15 protein-coding genes are annotated in these 16,412 nt (G+C 51.4%); 13 read left to right on the top strand and 2 right to left on the bottom strand.

Annotated elements, in window-relative coordinates:
- The first annotated feature begins 272 nt into the window (after window positions 1–272).
- The 3 genes from HF894_RS04695 to HF894_RS04705 all read left to right on the top strand — a co-directional run bounded on the left by HF894_RS04695 (window position 273) and on the right by HF894_RS04705 (window position 3,428).
- Window positions 273–980 carry a hemerythrin domain-containing protein gene (locus HF894_RS04695; RefSeq protein WP_204968764.1) on the top strand — a complete coding sequence of 236 codons (708 nt, stop codon included), beginning with the start codon at window positions 273–275 and terminating at the stop codon, window positions 978–980.
- Window positions 967–1,593, top strand: coding sequence for a response regulator transcription factor (locus HF894_RS04700; protein WP_204971287.1), 627 nt, complete (start codon window positions 967–969; stop codon window positions 1,591–1,593). The genes HF894_RS04695 and HF894_RS04700 overlap by 14 nt, the downstream gene beginning before the upstream one ends.
- Window positions 1,594–2,012: 419 nt before the next feature.
- On the top strand, window positions 2,013–3,428 hold the full coding sequence (locus HF894_RS04705; protein ID WP_204971288.1) for a sulfatase-like hydrolase/transferase: 1,416 nt from the start codon (window positions 2,013–2,015) through the stop codon (window positions 3,426–3,428).
- 622 nt (window positions 3,429–4,050) lie between these two features.
- Here the strand turns inward: HF894_RS04705 and HF894_RS04710 are convergent.
- Together HF894_RS04710 and HF894_RS04715 are read right to left on the bottom strand one after the other, a co-directional pair.
- Window positions 4,051–5,508 carry an aminoacyl-histidine dipeptidase gene (locus HF894_RS04710; RefSeq protein ID WP_204971289.1) on the bottom strand — a complete coding sequence of 486 codons (1,458 nt, stop codon included), beginning with the start codon at window positions 5,506–5,508 and terminating at the stop codon, window positions 4,051–4,053.
- 113 nt (window positions 5,509–5,621) lie between these two features.
- Window positions 5,622–5,843: a hypothetical protein gene (locus HF894_RS04715; protein ID WP_204971290.1), complete on the bottom strand. Its 222-nt coding sequence runs from the start codon at window positions 5,841–5,843 to the stop codon at window positions 5,622–5,624.
- 56 nt (window positions 5,844–5,899) lie between these two features.
- Here HF894_RS04715 and dxs point away from each other — a divergent pair, with 56 nt between their 5' ends.
- From dxs to nuoL, 10 genes are all read left to right on the top strand, one after another.
- A complete protein-coding gene (gene dxs, locus HF894_RS04720; protein WP_204971291.1) occupies window positions 5,900–7,810 on the top strand; it encodes a 1-deoxy-D-xylulose-5-phosphate synthase in 1,911 nt (636 codons plus the stop codon).
- Window positions 7,811–7,840: 30 nt separating this feature from the next.
- Window positions 7,841–9,181 carry a Trk system potassium transporter TrkA gene (gene trkA / locus HF894_RS04725; protein ID WP_021848589.1) on the top strand — a complete coding sequence of 447 codons (1,341 nt, stop codon included), beginning with the start codon at window positions 7,841–7,843 and terminating at the stop codon, window positions 9,179–9,181.
- A gap of 149 nt (window positions 9,182–9,330) precedes the next feature.
- Window positions 9,331–9,681, top strand: a complete 351-nt coding sequence (locus tag HF894_RS04730; RefSeq protein WP_021848588.1) for an NADH-quinone oxidoreductase subunit A — start codon at window positions 9,331–9,333, stop codon at window positions 9,679–9,681.
- Window positions 9,672–10,271 (top strand): NADH-quinone oxidoreductase subunit B, encoded by a 600-nt coding sequence (locus tag HF894_RS04735; RefSeq protein WP_204971292.1) that lies wholly within the window; start codon window positions 9,672–9,674, stop codon window positions 10,269–10,271. The genes HF894_RS04730 and HF894_RS04735 overlap by 10 nt, the downstream gene beginning before the upstream one ends.
- A 1-nt stretch (window position 10,272) precedes the next feature.
- The gene (locus HF894_RS04740; RefSeq protein ID WP_204971293.1) at window positions 10,273–11,868 is read left to right on the top strand and encodes an NADH-quinone oxidoreductase subunit D; all 1,596 of its coding nucleotides are present in this window, start codon (window positions 10,273–10,275) and stop codon (window positions 11,866–11,868) included.
- A 79-nt stretch (window positions 11,869–11,947) separates the two neighbouring features.
- Window positions 11,948–13,024, top strand: coding sequence for an NADH-quinone oxidoreductase subunit NuoH (gene nuoH / locus HF894_RS04745; protein WP_021848585.1), 1,077 nt, complete (start codon window positions 11,948–11,950; stop codon window positions 13,022–13,024).
- Between the two features lie 41 nt (window positions 13,025–13,065).
- Window positions 13,066–13,554: a 4Fe-4S binding protein gene (locus HF894_RS04750; RefSeq protein WP_075318734.1), complete on the top strand. Its 489-nt coding sequence runs from the start codon at window positions 13,066–13,068 to the stop codon at window positions 13,552–13,554.
- A gap of 6 nt (window positions 13,555–13,560) precedes the next feature.
- Complete coding sequence (locus tag HF894_RS04755; RefSeq protein WP_204971294.1) at window positions 13,561–14,073, top strand: NADH-quinone oxidoreductase subunit J family protein; 513 nt, start codon at window positions 13,561–13,563, stop codon at window positions 14,071–14,073.
- A 22-nt stretch (window positions 14,074–14,095) separates the two neighbouring features.
- Window positions 14,096–14,404: an NADH-quinone oxidoreductase subunit NuoK gene (gene nuoK / locus HF894_RS04760; protein WP_204968770.1), complete on the top strand. Its 309-nt coding sequence runs from the start codon at window positions 14,096–14,098 to the stop codon at window positions 14,402–14,404.
- 61 nt (window positions 14,405–14,465) lie between these two features.
- Window positions 14,466–16,352: an NADH-quinone oxidoreductase subunit L gene (gene nuoL / locus HF894_RS04765; protein ID WP_204971295.1), complete on the top strand. Its 1,887-nt coding sequence runs from the start codon at window positions 14,466–14,468 to the stop codon at window positions 16,350–16,352.
- Window positions 16,353–16,412 lie beyond the last annotated feature (60 nt).

The following is a 16,412-nucleotide window of genomic DNA, read 5'->3' on the forward strand; positions in this document are numbered from 1 at the left end:
TTTCCGCAAATAACGAAAGAATTTAGTTCATAAACTAATTTTTCTCGTTAATAAGAACTAAAAGATTTAGTTTGCTTGAGGAAAGGAAAGAAAACAGTGCTTTCCAAGGACGAAAGCACCGTTTTGCGAGGACGAAAGCATTGCTTTCCATCCAAGAATGAAATACCTACAAATGGGGATTGCGCCATCCACCAAAAAATCGTTAATTTGCGGCCGAGTAAAGAACAACCGCTGCCATAAGGCAGTTATAACAGTAACAAGCATTTACGCCCATGAACGAACCTCATAAATACCGCGCCACAGACAAGATGAGCGACCTCATCTGCGACAATTACTCCCTACTGATGGTGATGAGCCGCTTCGGCTTGTCGCTGGGCTTCGGCGACCGTTCGGTGAAGGACGTCTGCCAGGCACAGGGAGTGGACTACAAGACCTTTCTGGCCGTAGCCAACTTCATCAGCCACGAACCCTACACGTACAGCGGCGAGGAGGACGACTTCTCGCTCACCGCCCTGATGGACTACCTGAAGCGGGCGCACACGTACTTTCTCGACTTCAACCTGCCTGCCATCCGACGCAAGCTCATCGAGGCCATCGACTGCTCGGGCACCAACGATGTGGCCTTCCTCATCCTGAAGTTCTTCGACGAATATGCCAAGGAGGTGCGCCGCCACATGGAGTACGAGAACCAGGCTGTCTTCACCTACGTGGACGGGCTGTTGCGAGGCCACTTGTCCGACACCTATGACATCGCCACCTTCGCCAGCCACCACAACCAGATAGACCGCAAGCTGACGGAACTGAAGAACATCATCATCAAGTATTACCCCGAAAAGGAGAACAACAACCTGCTGAACGCCGTCCTGTTCGATATCTTCAATTGTGAGCAGGACCTGGCGTCGCACTGCCAGGTGGAGGACTATATGTTTGTGCCCGCCGTGGCGCAAATGGAAAGGAGACTGAAAGATGAGCACCAATAACCAGTCCTTGAAGATAGTCGTGGCCGAAGCGTCCATCATCATCCGAAGTGGCGTATCGGCCGTATTGAAACGCATCCCCAACCTCGACATCCATCCCATCGAGGTAAACTCTGTCGAAGCGCTGAGCCACTACGCCCACCTGCACCAGCCGGACATGGTCATCATCAATCCTTCGTTCGACGGATGGTTCAACCTGCCCGCCTTCAAGGCCGAACATCCTCGCCTGACGGGTGTGAAGTACATCGCCCTCATCTCGTCGGTAACGCACAACAACGTGCTGAAGGACTACGACGAGCGTTTCTCCATCTGCGACGACCTCGACATCATCGCCGCCAAGCTGAACGGCCTGCTCCGTGGCGACGAGGAGGAAGAGGAGGAGAAGGACAACGAATCGGACACGCTGAGCCAGCGCGAAAAGGAAATCGTGACCTGCGTTGTGAAGGGCATGACGAACAAAGCTATTGCCGACAAGCTCTTCCTGAGCATCCACACCGTCATCACCCACCGCCGCAACATCGCGCGCAAGCTGCAGATACACTCGCCCGCCGGCCTCACCATCTATGCCATCGTCAACAAGCTAGTGGAGTTGAGCGACATCAAGGAGAAACTTTAAAAGTATTCCTTCATCATAAATTACGCAGATTGATACAGATATCTATAATTGCCTGCATCAATCTGCGTTAATTTGTAATAGCTCTAAAAAAAAATCCCGCTCCACGATATCACATCGGGAAGCGGGGATTTATTTACCTTAATAAAAGTGGTTACGTAATTATGACTAACTAATTCATTCAAATCTGATGTTGCAAAGATAGCGCATCGGCATGGATGTCACAATCACTAGAATTAGGTATATTACCAAAAAGGAAACAATGAATTAGGTATCACACAAACTGTCTATTTTGACTGAGGCACTTTTGCTTTTGTTCTTTTCGCACCTTCAAAGCGTTATTTATCGACTCAGGCTGCCATATCTTACTTTTCTTTATTATATATTTAGCATCGAAAACCAACTATAATCCACTTTTTGACATGAAAAACCTTATTCTTGCCGGCAGCTTGTGCACAGCCGGCATTGCTCTCACATCCTGCCTTTCCACGCATGAGAAGGATAAACAGGCAACACCCGACAGGCCAAACATCATCTTCATCTTGGCCGACGACATGGGATACGGAGATCTATCCTGCTATGGCAACAAATACGTACAGACGCCCAACATCGACAAGTTAGCTGAAACTGGTACACGCTTTGAACAATGTTATGCAGGAAGTGGCATTAGTTCACCATCAAGATGCGCATTGATGACAGGAAAAAATACAGGAAATACTCGTATACGCGATAATATGTGTACTGCTGGAGGCATTGCCGGCATCAAAGTGAATCCTGGCGGAGACTCCACGATCGTACGACGAGCCAATCTGCTACCCCAAGACACGACAATCGCCACCGTGCTCAGCGCAGCAGGTTATCGTACATGCCTGGTTAATAAATGGCACTTGGACGGCTACGACAAAGGTGCGTCTCCCAACCATCGAGGCTTTGATGAGTTCTACGGATGGACCATTTCTACTGTCCATAGCAATTCACCCTACTATTATCCCTACTATCGTTTCCATGGTGACTCGCTCATCAATATCCCTGAAAATGCAAACGGGAAACATGGCATACACAATAACGACTTGAGCACCAATGATGCCATTGCTTTCATTCGCAGAAATAAAAACAATCCCTTCTTTCTATACCTTGCCTACGATGCACCTCATGAGCCCTATAACATAGACCAAACGGCATGGTATGAAGGGCAAGAGACATGGACACCAGACACCAAACGGTACGCTTCCCTCATCACACACATGGATGCTGCCATCGGCCGGTTGCTAGACGAGCTGGAGCAACTCAATTTACGAGAAAACACGCTGATTATCTTTGCATCAGATAATGGAGCTGCTATTCAAGCCCCTCTCGAAGTGTTGAACTGCAATGCTGGTTTCAGAGGGCGGAAAGGAATGCTCTATGAAGGCGGAATACGCGTCCCCTTCATCGTTAACCAGCCCGGTAAAGTCCCTGTACAGAAACTCGAAAACATGATCTATTTCCCAGACATGATGCCAACACTTGCCGCTTTGACTGAAGCTACTGCCTATCTGCCCAAGGACCTCAATGGTATGAATATTCTCCCTCTTTTCTATGGTCAGCAGATAAACACAAACGATCGAATGCTTTATTGGGAATTCCCAGGCAAGCAACGTGCTGCACGCAAAGGCGACTGGAAATGCGTAACCATCAAACCCGACCAGCCTTTAGAGTTATACAATTTAAAGGAAGATCCATCCGAAACAACCAACTTGGCCGACAAATACCCTGAAATGGTACAAGAGTTTGACCAAGCCATGCAAAAGATGCATGTACCTTCACCTTGTTGGCCTCAACCTGGCGAAACATTCTGAACATCTATCCCAGACGACTAATAAAAAAGCGGAGATATACTCAACGTACGTCTCCGCTTATTATTAATTTGTTTTTCAACTAAATGTGCTTTATCTCTCGCTTCCATATCCCATGGAGAGCATTTCGCTTTCGCCCATAATGGACAAAGCATTTATCAAATAAACCAATAATTTTTTCATAATCAAAACCCTTTCTTTACTAATAGTTGAAACTGGTTTTCAATTCTCTTTTTCAATTGGGGGATGTAAATGCTTAGAGCATTACATAACCCCAAATGTTCTTGTCGGCCTTTCCGACATTCTTAAAGATTTTCTTTAACATTTTCATTTTGTTATCCTCCTAAAACAATTTTGTTATCCTATTGAAAACTTACCGAAATCTCATTGATTTCATGTTTTACAACACAAAATTAGTGCCTTTATTTAAAATCGCAAGCGTTCAGAAGGTAAAAAACATGTTTTATAGCATATTTCTTGACCTGCATCAATTTTTCTAAAGTTCACACATACCATTCTCTGCCAAAATGTATTTTTTGTCATGCGAGGCAGACAGATTGGCAGAAAAAAACCGCATCCCTATACGGAGGAATGCGGTCCTTATACCTTATATTATATAAAAGACTTATTTCTCAGGAGTCTTGGCCAGCGTAGCAACCAAGAAATCGTAGAACTTCGCTACTGTTGGGATATAAGCACGTTCGTCAGGTGAGTGAGGAGAACGCAACGTTGGGCCAAAAGAAATCATATCGAGATTCTTATAGGTAGCGCCAATGATGCCACACTCCAATCCGGCATGGATGACCTTTACAGCAGGTTCAACTCCAAATTGTTCTTTATAAGACAACTTCATGGCCTGCAAAATAGGAGAATTGACATTAGGTTGCCAGCCAGAATAGGCTCCGCTGAACTCTACCTTCATACCAGCCATCGAGAAACAAGAGGCCAAGCTGTCGGCCAGAAAATCTTTCATCGTGTCACACGAGCTGCGCGCCAAAATACGCACTTCCGCCTTTCCGCCGGCAATGATGACGATGGCTAGATTAGAGGAAGTTTCTACTGTATCGGGCACAGTCGGTATCATACGCATCACACCGTCCTGACAAGCCATCAGCACATTGATCATGTTGTCCTGAATTTCCTCTGGTACTACAGCAGCAGGTACGTCTGTTTCCTCCATCTTCAAGCTGATGTTGCTCTCGATAGTCGTGTACTCATCGTTGATCTGAGCTTCATATTCTTGAATGTATTCATTCAGCCCATCCATATCTTCTGGGTTGAACAGCAAAACGGCATGTGCCTCGCGTGGGATGGCATTGCGCATGTTACCACCCTCAAAGCTAGCCAGCTGGCAATCGAACTCGACCAACAGGTCATGTACCACACGAGCCAGTAACTTATTGGCGTTGCCTCGTCCCTGATTGATTTCCAAACCAGAATGTCCGCCACGAAGCCCTTTCAACGTCAGCTTGCGGGCTACAAAACCTTCGGCAGGTGCCTCTTCCTTATACTCCAGCATGGCAGTGATGTCGATACCACCTGCGCAACCGATGTAGAGTTCACCTTCATCCTCCGAGTCGAGATTGAGCAGGATATCCCCCTTCAGTGTACCTTCCTTAAGGCCGAAAGCACCATACATGCCCGTCTCTTCATCCTTCGTAATGAGCACTTCCAAAGGACCGTGCTTCAAGTCCTGAGCCTCGAGCACCGCCATAGCAGCCGCTACGCCCAAGCCATTGTCGGCACCCAAAGTCGTACCTTTAGCCTTCACCCAATCGCCATCCACATAGGTTTCGATCGGATCTTTTGTAAAATCATGTACTGTATCATTGTTCTTCTGCGGCACCATGTCCATGTGGGCCTGCAGGATGACCCCTTTGCGATTCTCCATGCCTGGAGTAGCTGGCTTACGAATGATGACATTGCCGACCTCGTCGACAAACGACTCCAATCCAAGTTCTTTGCCGAAGTTCACCAGAAATTCGGTCACTTTTTCTACATGCCCTGACGGGCGGGGTATCTGGGTCAGTGAATAAAAATGCTTCCACACATTCTGCGGAGCAAGCTGTAAGATTGTACTCATAATGAAAAAAAGAATTAGTTTTTCGCAAAGATAAGACTATATTTCAAGAAAACATCTTTCCCAATAAAGATTTTCGCCCACCTGAAAATGTCGGCCGATACAAGCTTTCCCATTCACGCCCCGACAGACAAGCGACCTGCCATTTTCCGAACAATCTGCACATTCAGTTCCCTACTGCCCGTAATGATAAACAGAAAGCACCGTTTTACCTGCACGAAAGCACTGCTTTCCACCTCACAAAGCAATGTATTAGTTTTATTAACATAACTCGATGCGTTTATCCAAACGACGAAACGCACGCCATCCATTGTTTTTCCGCAAATTATTTCCGACATCCGATTTCTTTTTGTTACTTTTGCATTCTATTATAACATACCATAGCAATAGAAAGATGGATACGGACCTGACTACATATAGCTTGCTGAACAGCATCACTACCCCTGAAGACTTGCGGAAACTGAGGGTAGAACAGCTGCCCGAAGTCTGCAAGGAATTGAGACAGGACATCATCGAAGAAGTGGCGCGTAACCCTGGACACTTTGCCGCCAGCCTGGGTACTGTAGAACTCACCGTGGCCTTACATTACGTCTATAATACGCCTTACGACCGCATCGTGTGGGACGTGGGGCACCAAGCCTATGGGCACAAGATACTGACGGGACGTCGCGACGCCTTCTCGACCAACCGCCGCTTCAAGGGCATCAAGCCCTTCCCCTCGCCCGAAGAGAGCGAATACGACACCTTTGCCTGCGGACATGCGTCGAACTCCATTTCGGCCGCCCTGGGCATGTGCGTGGCCGCCCGGCAGAAGGGCGAAACAGACCGCAGGGTGGTGGCCGTCATCGGCGACGGCAGCATGAGCGGCGGACTGGCCTTCGAGGGGCTGAACAATGCCTCGTCCACGCCGAACGACCTGCTCATCATCTTGAACGACAACGACATGGCCATCGACCGCAGCGTGGGAGGCATGAAGCAGTACCTCTTTAACCTCACCACGAGCAACCGCTACAACCAGCTGCGCTTCAAGATGTCGCGCATCCTCTTCAAGATGGGCATCCTCAACGAAGAGCGGCGCAAGGCCCTCATCCGCTTTGCCAACAGCCTGAAGTCCATGGCCGCCCAGCAGCAGAACATCTTCGAGGGCATGAACATCCGATACTTCGGGCCCATCGACGGACACGACGTGAAGAATCTGGCCCGCGTGCTCCACGATATCAAGGACCTGAAGGGCCCCAAGATACTTCACCTGCACACCACCAAGGGCAAGGGCTTCGAGCCGGCCGAAAAAGATCCCGGCGTGTGGCACGCGCCCGGCAAGTTCAACCCCGACACGGGCGAACGCATCCTGGCCGACACCAGCCACCTGCCGCCCCTCTACCAGGACGTCTTCGGCGAGACGCTCGTGGAACTGGCACGGCAGAACCCACGCATCGTGGGCGTGACGCCCGCCATGCCCACCGGCTGCTCCATGAACAAGCTCATGGAAACCATGCCCGACCGCGCCTTCGACGTGGGCATCGCCGAGGGACACGCGGCCACCTTCTCGGGCGGCATGGCCAAGGAAGGGCTGCAACCCTTCTGCAACATCTACTCGAGCTTCATGCAGCGTGCCTACGACAACGTGATACACGACATCGCCCTGCTGCGCCTGCCTGTAGTACTCTGTCTGGATCGTGCTGGCTTGGTGGGCGAAGACGGCCCCACACACCACGGCGTGTTCGACCTGGCTTACTTCCGCCCCATCCCCAACCTGACCATCGCCTCGCCTCTGGACGAGCACGAACTGCGCCGCCTGATGTACACCGCCCAGCTGCCCGACAAAGGGCCGTTCGTCATCCGCTATCCGCGTGGACGGGGCGTACTGCTCGACTGGCGCTGCCCGCTGGAAGAGATACCCGTGGGCAAAGGACGCCGCCTGAAGGATGGCACGGACATAGCCGTCGTCACACTGGGTCCTATCGGCAACATAGCAGCACGCGCCATCGCGCGAGCCGAAAAAGAGCAAGGATTGTCTATCGCCCACTACGACCTGCGCTTCCTCAAGCCACTGGACGAGGAAATGCTCCACGAGATAGGACAACGCTTCCAACGCATCGTCACAGTGGAAGACGGCGTCATCAGCGGAGGCATGGGCAGCGCCGTGCTGGAGTTTATGGCCGACCATGGTTACAAGCCCGACGTGCGCCGTATTGGCGTGCCCGACCAGTTCATCGAACATGGTACAGTGGCCGAGCTCTACCACCTGTGCGGCATGGACGAAGAAGGCATCTGCCACCAATTATCAATGAACAATAGACAATGAATAATTAACCATTAATATTCTGATTGTAAAGTGAAAATCATCATAGCTGGTGCCGGCGCAGTAGGCACACACCTAGCCAAGTTGCTCTCGCGCGAGAAGCAAGACATCATCCTGATGGATGAAAACGAAGAACGCCTCAACGCCTTCGGATCGAACTTCGACCTGATGGCTTTCAACGACTCTCCGACATCCGTATCTGGCCTGAAGGAAGCAGGCGTAGAAGATGCCGACTTGTTTATCGCCGTCACTCCTGATGAAAGCCGCAACGTCACAGCTTGCTTGCTAGCAGCTAATCTTGGCGCACAAAAAACCGTTGCCCGCATAGACAACTACGAATACTTATTGCCCAAAAACAAAGATTTTTTCCAAAAATTGGGTGTCCACTCACTGATCTATCCAGAGATGTTGGCCGCCAAAGAAATCGTAGCCTCTATCCGCATGAGTTGGGTGCGTCAATGGTGGGAATTCTGTGGAGGAGCCCTGATCTTGATAGGTACCAAAATGCGTGAAAAGGCAGAAATTCTAAACATACCTCTACACCAATTAGGAGGTCCTGACCTTCCCTACCACATCGTAGCAATCAAACGAGGCAACGAGACACTTATTCCACGAGGCGACGACGTCATCAAGCTGCATGATATTGTCTATTTTACCACTACACGCAAATATATCCCCTACGTACGCAAAGTAGCGGGCAAGGAAGATTATCCTGACGTACGCAACGTTATGATCATGGGAGGAAGTCGGATTGCCACACGAACAGCACAATATATCCCCGATTACATGCAAATGAAGATCATCGACAACGACCTGAGCCGATGCAATCGCTTGAGCGAAATATTAGATGATCGAATTATGATCATAAATGGAGATGGTCGCGACATGGACTTACTGTTGGAAGAGGGATTGAAGAATACAGAAGCTTTTGTGGCACTGACAGGCAATTCTGAAACAAACATCTTGGCTTGTCTGGCCGCCAAACGTATGGGTGTACGTAAAACTGTAGCAGAAGTAGAAAACATCGACTACATCGGCATGGCTGAAAGCTTAGATATCGGCACTGTAATTAATAAGAAGATGATAGCCGCCAGCCATATCTACCAAATGATGCTTGATGCCGACGTAAGCAACGTAAAGTGCCTGACTGTGGCCAATGCCGATGTAGCCGAATTCACAGTCAAGGCAGGCTCCAAGATCACCAAACATCCAGTTAAAGATTTAGGTATGCCCAAAGGAGTCACTATCGGCGGCCTTATCCGTCAGGGCGAAGGTGTCGTCGTAACAGGTAATACCCTAATACAACCAGGAGATCATGTTGTTGTTTTCTGCCTAAGTATGATGATCAAGAAAATCGAGCATTACTTTAGTTAAGTTTGACATAGGATAAAAAGTGTAAAAAAAACCATTTTTTGTCATTCCGAGATTACAAATAGATAAATTCTTATTTGTAATTTTGCAGACCGAAAATGAAAAGGGGAGAAACGTCTCCCCATAACAAACACTAAAATCTTGTCAGATTTATGAATTTTACCTTCTTAGTTACCGTCGTGTTGACGGCTGTCATTTTCGTGGGCGTAGTCATCGCCATTTCTCATGCGATAGCGCCCCGCTCGTACAATCCACAGAAGATGGAGCCCTATGAATGCGGTATTCCTACCCGAGGCCGTTCATGGATGCAGTTCCGCGTAGGCTATTACCTCTTCGCTATTCTTTTTCTAATGTTTGAAGTAGAAACGGTCTTTCTTTTTCCATGGGCTATCACTGTGAAGCAACTGGGACCGCAAACTTTAACAGGCATCCTCTTCTTTTTCTTTGTATTAGTGCTGGGACTGGCTTATGCCTGGCGGAAAGGAGCACTCGAATGGAAGTAACGAAGAAACCCGTCATCAAGTCCATCCCTTACGAAGAATTTCAGGACAACGAAACACTCGAGAAAATCATTCAAGAACTGAACGCCGGCGGCGTGAACGTCGTAGTAGGAGCATTAGATACGCTTATCGACTGGGGCCGCAGCAATTCCCTCTGGCCTCTGACCTTCGCTACCAGCTGCTGTGGCATCGAATTCATGGCTGTATGTGCCGCCCGATACGACATCGCTCGCTTCGGTTTCGAAGTAACCCGAAACAGTCCCCGACAGGCCGATGTCATCCTCGTAAGCGGCACCATCACCCACAAAATGGCTCCTGTACTCCGACGCCTGTACGACCAGATGGCCGACCCCAAATACGTCGTGGCCGTGGGCGGATGCGCCGTCAGTGGAGGCCCCTTCCGCAAGTCCTACCACGTGGTGCAGGGCGTGGACCAGATACTGCCCGTCGACGTCTATGTGCCCGGCTGTCCTCCGCGCCCCGAAGCCTTCCTCTACGGCATGATGCAGCTGCAGCGCAAGGTGAAGATTGAAAAATTCTTCGGAGGAGTGAACAGAAAAATGAAGAACGAGGATATGAAGAATGAAGAATAATATGGAAGAAAAGACACTATACATCGAGCCCAGGCAGCTGCACGACGAAATGCTGCGCCTGAAGAACGAACAGAAAATGGACTTTCTGGAAAGCCTGACGGGCATGGACTGGGGAGTACCCGACGAAAAGGACGCGGAAGGCGCGCTGAGAGGCCTTGGCGTAGTCTACCACCTAGAATCGACCGAAAACGGTCAACGCATAGTGGTAAAAACCTCGACCCTCGATCGCGAGCAACCCGAATTGCCTTCGGTAACCGACATCTGGCGCGGAGCCGAATTTCCTGAACGCGAAGTATACGACTTCTTCGGCATCCGCTTTGTGGGACATCCCGACATGCGACGCCTCTTTCTCCGCAACGACTGGGTAGGCTATCCCTTGCGCAAGGATAACGACCCACAGAAGGAGAACCCCCTGCGCATGACCAACGAAGAGACCGTGGACACCACCCTCGAAATAAAGGCCACACAAGACGGCGAGACGACCGAAGAACGGACGGTGCTTTTCGGCGACGACGAATATGTAGTGAACATCGGCCCCCAACACCCTGCCACGCACGGCGTGCTGCGCTTCCGAGTATCGCTCGAGGGCGAGAACATCCACAAGATTGACGTGAACTGCGGATACATCCACCGCGGCATCGAGAAGATGAACGAAAGCCTGACCTACCCGCAGACACTGGCCCTGACCGACCGTCTGGACTACCTGGGCGCCATGCAGAACCGCCACGCGCTGTGCATGTGCATCGAGAAGGCCATGGGCGTGGAGGTGAGCCGCCGCGTGCAATACATCCGCACCATCATGGACGAGCTGCAGCGTATCGACTCGCACATCCTGTTCTTCTCCTGCCTCTGCCAGGACCTGGGTGCCACGACAGCCTTCCTCTATGGTTTCCGCGACCGCGAGAAGGTGCTCGACATCTTTGAGGAGACCTGCGGCGGACGCCTCATCCTGAACTATAACACCATCGGAGGTGTGCAGGCCGACATCCATCCCAACTTCGTGAAGCGTGTCAAGGAATTCATCCCCTACATGCGCCACAACCTGAAGGAGTATCACGACATCTTCACAGGCAACATCATCGCCCAGCAGCGCCTCAAGGGCATCGGCGTGCTGAGCCGTGAGGACGCCATCTCCTTCGGAGCGACAGGAGGTACAGGCCGTGCCAGCGGATGGGCCTGCGACGTGCGCAAGCGCATGCCCTATGCTGCCTACAATGAAGTGCAGTTCAACGAGATAGTCCGCACCGAAGGCGACTGCTTTGCCCGCTACATGGTGCGCATGAACGAGATTGAAGAGAGCCTCCACATCATCGAGCAGCTCATCGACAACATCCCCGAAGGCCCCTATCAGGAGAAGATGAAACCTATCATCCGCGTGCCTGAAGGCAGCTGGTATGCCGCCGTCGAAGGCAGCCGCGGCGAGTTTGGCGTTTACCTCGAGAGCCGTGGCGACAAGACTCCCTATCGTCTGCACTACCGTGCCACAGGCCTGCCGCTGGTGGGCACCGTGAACACCATCTGCCGCGGAGCGAAGATTGCCGACCTCATCGCCATCGGAGGTACGCTGGACTATGTGGTGCCCGACATCGACAGATAATCAATGGAGAATGGAAAATGAAGAATGGATTGCCTGTTGCCCATTCTTAATTATCAATCATCAATTATCAATTAAATAAATGTTTGACTTTAGTATTGTAACAAGCTGGATACACCAAATGCTGACCTCCCTGATGCCCGAAGGGCTGGCGGTCTTCATCGAGTGTGTCGTCATAGGCGTGTGCATCGTGCTGATGTATGCCATCCTCGCCATCATCCTCATCTACATGGAGCGCAAGGTGTGTGCCTTCTTCCAGTGCCGCCTCGGCCCGAACCGTGTGGGCAAGTACGGCTCCCTGCAGGTGTTCTGCGACGTGTTTAAGATGCTCACCAAGGAAATCTTCACCCCCAAAGGTGCCGACCGCTTCCTCTACAACCTGGCTCCCTACATGGTGATTCTGGCCTCATTCCTCACCTTTGCCTGTTTGCCCATGAACAAGGGACTCGAAGTACTTGACTTCAACGTGGGTATCTTCTTCCTACTGGCCGCGTCGAGTATCGGTGTAGTGGGCATCCTGCTGGCCGGATGGAGTTCCAATAATAAATTCTCGCTCATCGGCGCCATGCGAAGCGGTGCACAAATTGTCAGCTATGAGCTATCTGTAGGAATGAGTATTCTGACAATGGTAGTACTGACTGGTACACTTCAAATATCGGAAATCGTAAGTGGACAAGCCGACGGATGGCTCATCTTCAAAGGGCACATTCCTGCAGTCATCGCTTTCATCATCTACCTCATCGCCGGAAACGCCGAATGTAATCGAGGGCCTTTCGACTTACCCGAGGCCGAAAGCGAACTGACTGCCGGTTACCACACAGAATACAGCGGCATGCACTTTGGCTTCTATTACTTGGCGGAGTATCTGAACCTGTTCATCGTGGCCGCCATTGCCGCTACCGTCTTTCTGGGCGGATGGATGCCGCTGCACATCGCGGGACTGGACGGCTTCAACACGGCGATGGACTACATCCCCGGGGTCGTCTGGTTCTTCGGCAAGGCATTTTTCGTCGTGTTCCTCATGATGTGGATGCGATGGACGTTCCCCCGCCTGCGCATCGACCAGATCCTCACACTGGAATGGAAATACCTCATTCCCCTGTCCATGCTCAACTTGCTGCTCATGAGCATCGTGGTGGCATACGAACTGCACTTTTAAAAGTATCAGGTATTAGGTATAAAAATTATCAATCAGCAATAATGGAAAATAACAACACTTATTTCAGCAGCTTCTTCAAGGGCATCAAGAGCTTGTCCATCGGCCTGAAGACCACCATGCGTGAGTTCTTCACGCCCAAGGTAACGGAGCAATACCCCGAAAACCGCAAGGAGCTGAAGATGTTCGACCGCTTCCGCGGCACCCTCGTCATGCCCCACAACGAGCAGAACGAGCACCGCTGCGTGGCCTGCGGCCTGTGCCAGATGGCCTGCCCCAACGGCACCATCCGCGTGACAAGCGAAACCGTCGAGACAGAGGACGGCAAGAAGAAAAAAATACTTGCCAAGTATGAGTACAACCTCGGTTCGTGCATGTTCTGCCAGCTCTGCGTCAACGCCTGCCCACACGGCGCCATCACCTTCGACCAGCAGTTCGAACATGCCGTGTTCGACCGCTCGAAACTCATCCTCACCCTCAACCACCCGGGCAGCCATGTGGAAGAGAAGAAAAAACTAACCACTAATGATTAAGAAGAAATGGAAATAACTCTTGAAACAGTCATATTTTACTTTCTGGCGGCCTTCATCACCGTCTTCTCCCTGCTGACGGTGACCACCACCCGCATGGTACGTTCGGCCACCTATCTGCTGTTCGTACTCTTCGGTACGGCCGGCATCTACTTCCTTCTGGGATATACCTTCCTAGGCTCTGTGCAGATCATGGTATATGCGGGCGGCATCGTCGTGCTCTACGTTTTCTCCATCCTGCTCACCAGCGGCGAGGGCGACAAAGCCGTCAAGCTGAAGCGGAGCAAGTTCCTAGCCGGACTCGGCACCACCGTCGCGGGAGCCGCCATCGTGCTCTTCATCACCCTGAAGCACAAGTTCCTGGCCACGACCGACCTAAAACCGATAGAAGTCAGCTTCAGTACCATCGGCCAACAGATGTTCAGCAGCGACAAATACGGCTACCTGCTGCCCTTCGAGGCTGTCAGCCTCCTGCTGCTGGCCTGCATCGTGGGCGGGCTGCTCATTGCACGAAAGAGATAACAACATAAAAAGATTACGACTTATGATACACATGGAATATTACCTGATCGTGTCGGCCATCATGTTCTTTGCGGGTATCTACGGATTCTTCACCCGCCGCAACACACTGGCCATATTGATTTCCATCGAGCTGATACTGAACGCTACAGACATCAACTTTGCCGTGTTCAACCGCTTTCTTTTTCCGGGAAGCCTTGAAGGTTATTTCTTCGCCCTGTTCTCCATCGCCATCTCGGCTGCGGAAACAGCTATCGCCATTGCCATCATGATCAACATCTACCGCAACATCCGAAGCATTCAGGTGAACAATCTGGATGAAATGAAGTGGTGATTCTGATGGTTTAGGTTTTAGGTATTAGGTTTTAATTTTCAATTTTAAATTATCCATTATTATGGAATATACAATTCTTATTCTTCTCCTTCCGTTCCTCTCTTTCCTCACGCTGGGGATTGGGGGCAAATGGATGACACACCGCACGGCGGGCCTCATCGGTACCGTGGTGCTGGGCGCAGTGGCCGTGCTCTCCTACCTGACGGCCTGGAGCTACTTCAGCGCGCCGCGACTGGCCGACGGAACGTATGCCACGCTGATGCCCTACAACTTCCACTGGCTGCCCTTCAGCGAGAACCTGAGCATCGACATGGGTATCCTGCTCGACCCCATCTCGGTAGTGATGCTCATCGTCATCTCCACCGTCAGCCTGATGGTACACATCTACTCCTTCGGCTACATGAAGGGCGAGCGGGGCTTCCAGCGCTACTATGCCTTCCTGTCGCTCTTCACCATGTCCATGCTGGGGCTGGTAGTAGCCACCAACATCTTCCAGATGTACCTCTTCTGGGAGCTGGTAGGTGTATCGTCCTATCTGCTCATCGGATTCTATTATACCAAACCTGCCGCCATCGCCGCTTCGAAGAAGGCGTTCATCGTGACGCGCTTCGCCGACCTGGGCTTCCTCATCGGTATCCTGGTGTATGGCTACTACGTAGGCACCTATACATTCACGCCCACTGAGATGGCTTTGGCCAAAGGTGGTGCCATGCTTCCGCTGGCCTTGGGGCTGATGTTCATCGGCGGTGCAGGCAAGAGCGCCATGTTCCCCCTGCACATCTGGCTGCCCGACGCCATGGAAGGTCCGACGCCTGTCAGCGCCCTCATCCATGCCGCCACAATGGTGGTAGCGGGTGTCTATCTGGTGGCACGCATGTTCCCGCTGTTCATCGCCTATGCGCCCGAGACACTTCACATCGTGGCCTACGTGGGTGCCTTCACTGCATTCTATGCAGCATCAGTAGCCTGTGTACAAAGCGACATCAAGCGCGTGCTGGCCTTCTCCACCATTTCGCAGATCGGCTTCATGATGGTGGCCCTCGGCGTATGTACGTCGGCCGACCCTCACGAAGGTGGGTTGGGCTACATGGCCGGCATGTTCCACCTCTTCACCCACGCCATGTTCAAGGCCCTGCTCTTCCTCGGCGCGGGCAGCATCATCCATGCCGTCCACAGCAACGAGATGTCAGCCATGGGAGGTCTGCGCAAGTATATGCCCATCACCCACTGGACATTCCTCATCGCCTGTCTGGCCATTGCGGGCATCCCGCCGTTCTCGGGATTCTTCTCGAAGGATGAGATTCTGACCGCCTGCTTCCAGTTCAGCCCTGCCATGGGATGGATTATGACGATTATCGCCGCCATGACAGCCTTCTATATGTTCCGCCTCTACTTCGGCATCTTCTGGGGTAAAGAGAACAAGGAACTTCATGCTGAACACACACCGCACGAAAGCCCGCTGAGCATGACCTTACCGCTGATGGTACTGGCTGCCATTACCCTTGTGGCTGGTTTCATTCCTTTCGGACACCTAGTTTCGTCAAACGGACTGGCCTACGACATCCACATCGACAAGAGCGTGGCCGGCACAAGCATCGCCGTGGCTGCCCTGGCCATTGCGATTGCCACTCCGATGTACCTGTATGAGCGCCAGCCTTTGGCCGACGCCCTGCAACGTCGCTTCCGTGGCCTGTGGACAGCTGCCTACCACCGCTTCTACATTGACGAAATTTATCAGTTCATCACGCACAAGATCATCTTCGGGTGTATCAGCCGCCCCATCGCCTGGTGGGACCGCCACGTGGTGGACGGGTTCTTCAACTTCCTGGCCTGGAGTGCCGAAGCGACCAGCGACGAGATACGCGGCCTGCAAAGTGGACGCGTTCAGCAATATGCCCTGGTCTTCCTGCTGGGTGCACTGGCATTGATACTTATTTTAATTATATAATGGAAAATGGAGAAGGGAGATTTCAACTTTTCATTTTCAATTTTCAATTTTCAATTATCC

Origin of the sequence: Caecibacteroides pullorum, assembly GCF_019239235.1 — a bacterium.
Lineage (GTDB): Bacteria > Bacteroidota > Bacteroidia > Bacteroidales > Bacteroidaceae > Bacteroides > Bacteroides pullorum.

What these genes read in the sequence shown, in the direction of transcription:
- HF894_RS04695 (WP_204968764.1), top strand. Translation starts at nt 273, where the DNA reads ATGAACGAACCTCATAAATACCGCGCCACAGACAAGATGAGCGACCTC.
- HF894_RS04700 (WP_204971287.1), top strand. Translation starts at nt 967, where the DNA reads ATGAGCACCAATAACCAGTCCTTGAAGATAGTCGTGGCCGAAGCGTCC.
- HF894_RS04705 (WP_204971288.1), top strand. Translation starts at nt 2,013, where the DNA reads ATGAAAAACCTTATTCTTGCCGGCAGCTTGTGCACAGCCGGCATTGCT.
- HF894_RS04710 (WP_204971289.1), bottom strand. Translation starts at nt 5,508, where the DNA reads ATGAGTACAATCTTACAGCTTGCTCCGCAGAATGTGTGGAAGCATTTT.
- HF894_RS04715 (WP_204971290.1), bottom strand. Translation starts at nt 5,843, where the DNA reads ATGTCGGAAATAATTTGCGGAAAAACAATGGATGGCGTGCGTTTCGTC.
- dxs (WP_204971291.1), top strand. Translation starts at nt 5,900, where the DNA reads ATGGATACGGACCTGACTACATATAGCTTGCTGAACAGCATCACTACC.
- HF894_RS04730 (WP_021848588.1), top strand. Translation starts at nt 9,331, where the DNA reads ATGAATTTTACCTTCTTAGTTACCGTCGTGTTGACGGCTGTCATTTTC.
- HF894_RS04735 (WP_204971292.1), top strand. Translation starts at nt 9,672, where the DNA reads ATGGAAGTAACGAAGAAACCCGTCATCAAGTCCATCCCTTACGAAGAA.
- HF894_RS04740 (WP_204971293.1), top strand. Translation starts at nt 10,273, where the DNA reads ATGGAAGAAAAGACACTATACATCGAGCCCAGGCAGCTGCACGACGAA.
- nuoH (WP_021848585.1), top strand. Translation starts at nt 11,948, where the DNA reads ATGTTTGACTTTAGTATTGTAACAAGCTGGATACACCAAATGCTGACC.
- HF894_RS04750 (WP_075318734.1), top strand. Translation starts at nt 13,066, where the DNA reads ATGGAAAATAACAACACTTATTTCAGCAGCTTCTTCAAGGGCATCAAG.
- HF894_RS04755 (WP_204971294.1), top strand. Translation starts at nt 13,561, where the DNA reads ATGGAAATAACTCTTGAAACAGTCATATTTTACTTTCTGGCGGCCTTC.
- nuoK (WP_204968770.1), top strand. Translation starts at nt 14,096, where the DNA reads ATGATACACATGGAATATTACCTGATCGTGTCGGCCATCATGTTCTTT.
- nuoL (WP_204971295.1), top strand. Translation starts at nt 14,466, where the DNA reads ATGGAATATACAATTCTTATTCTTCTCCTTCCGTTCCTCTCTTTCCTC.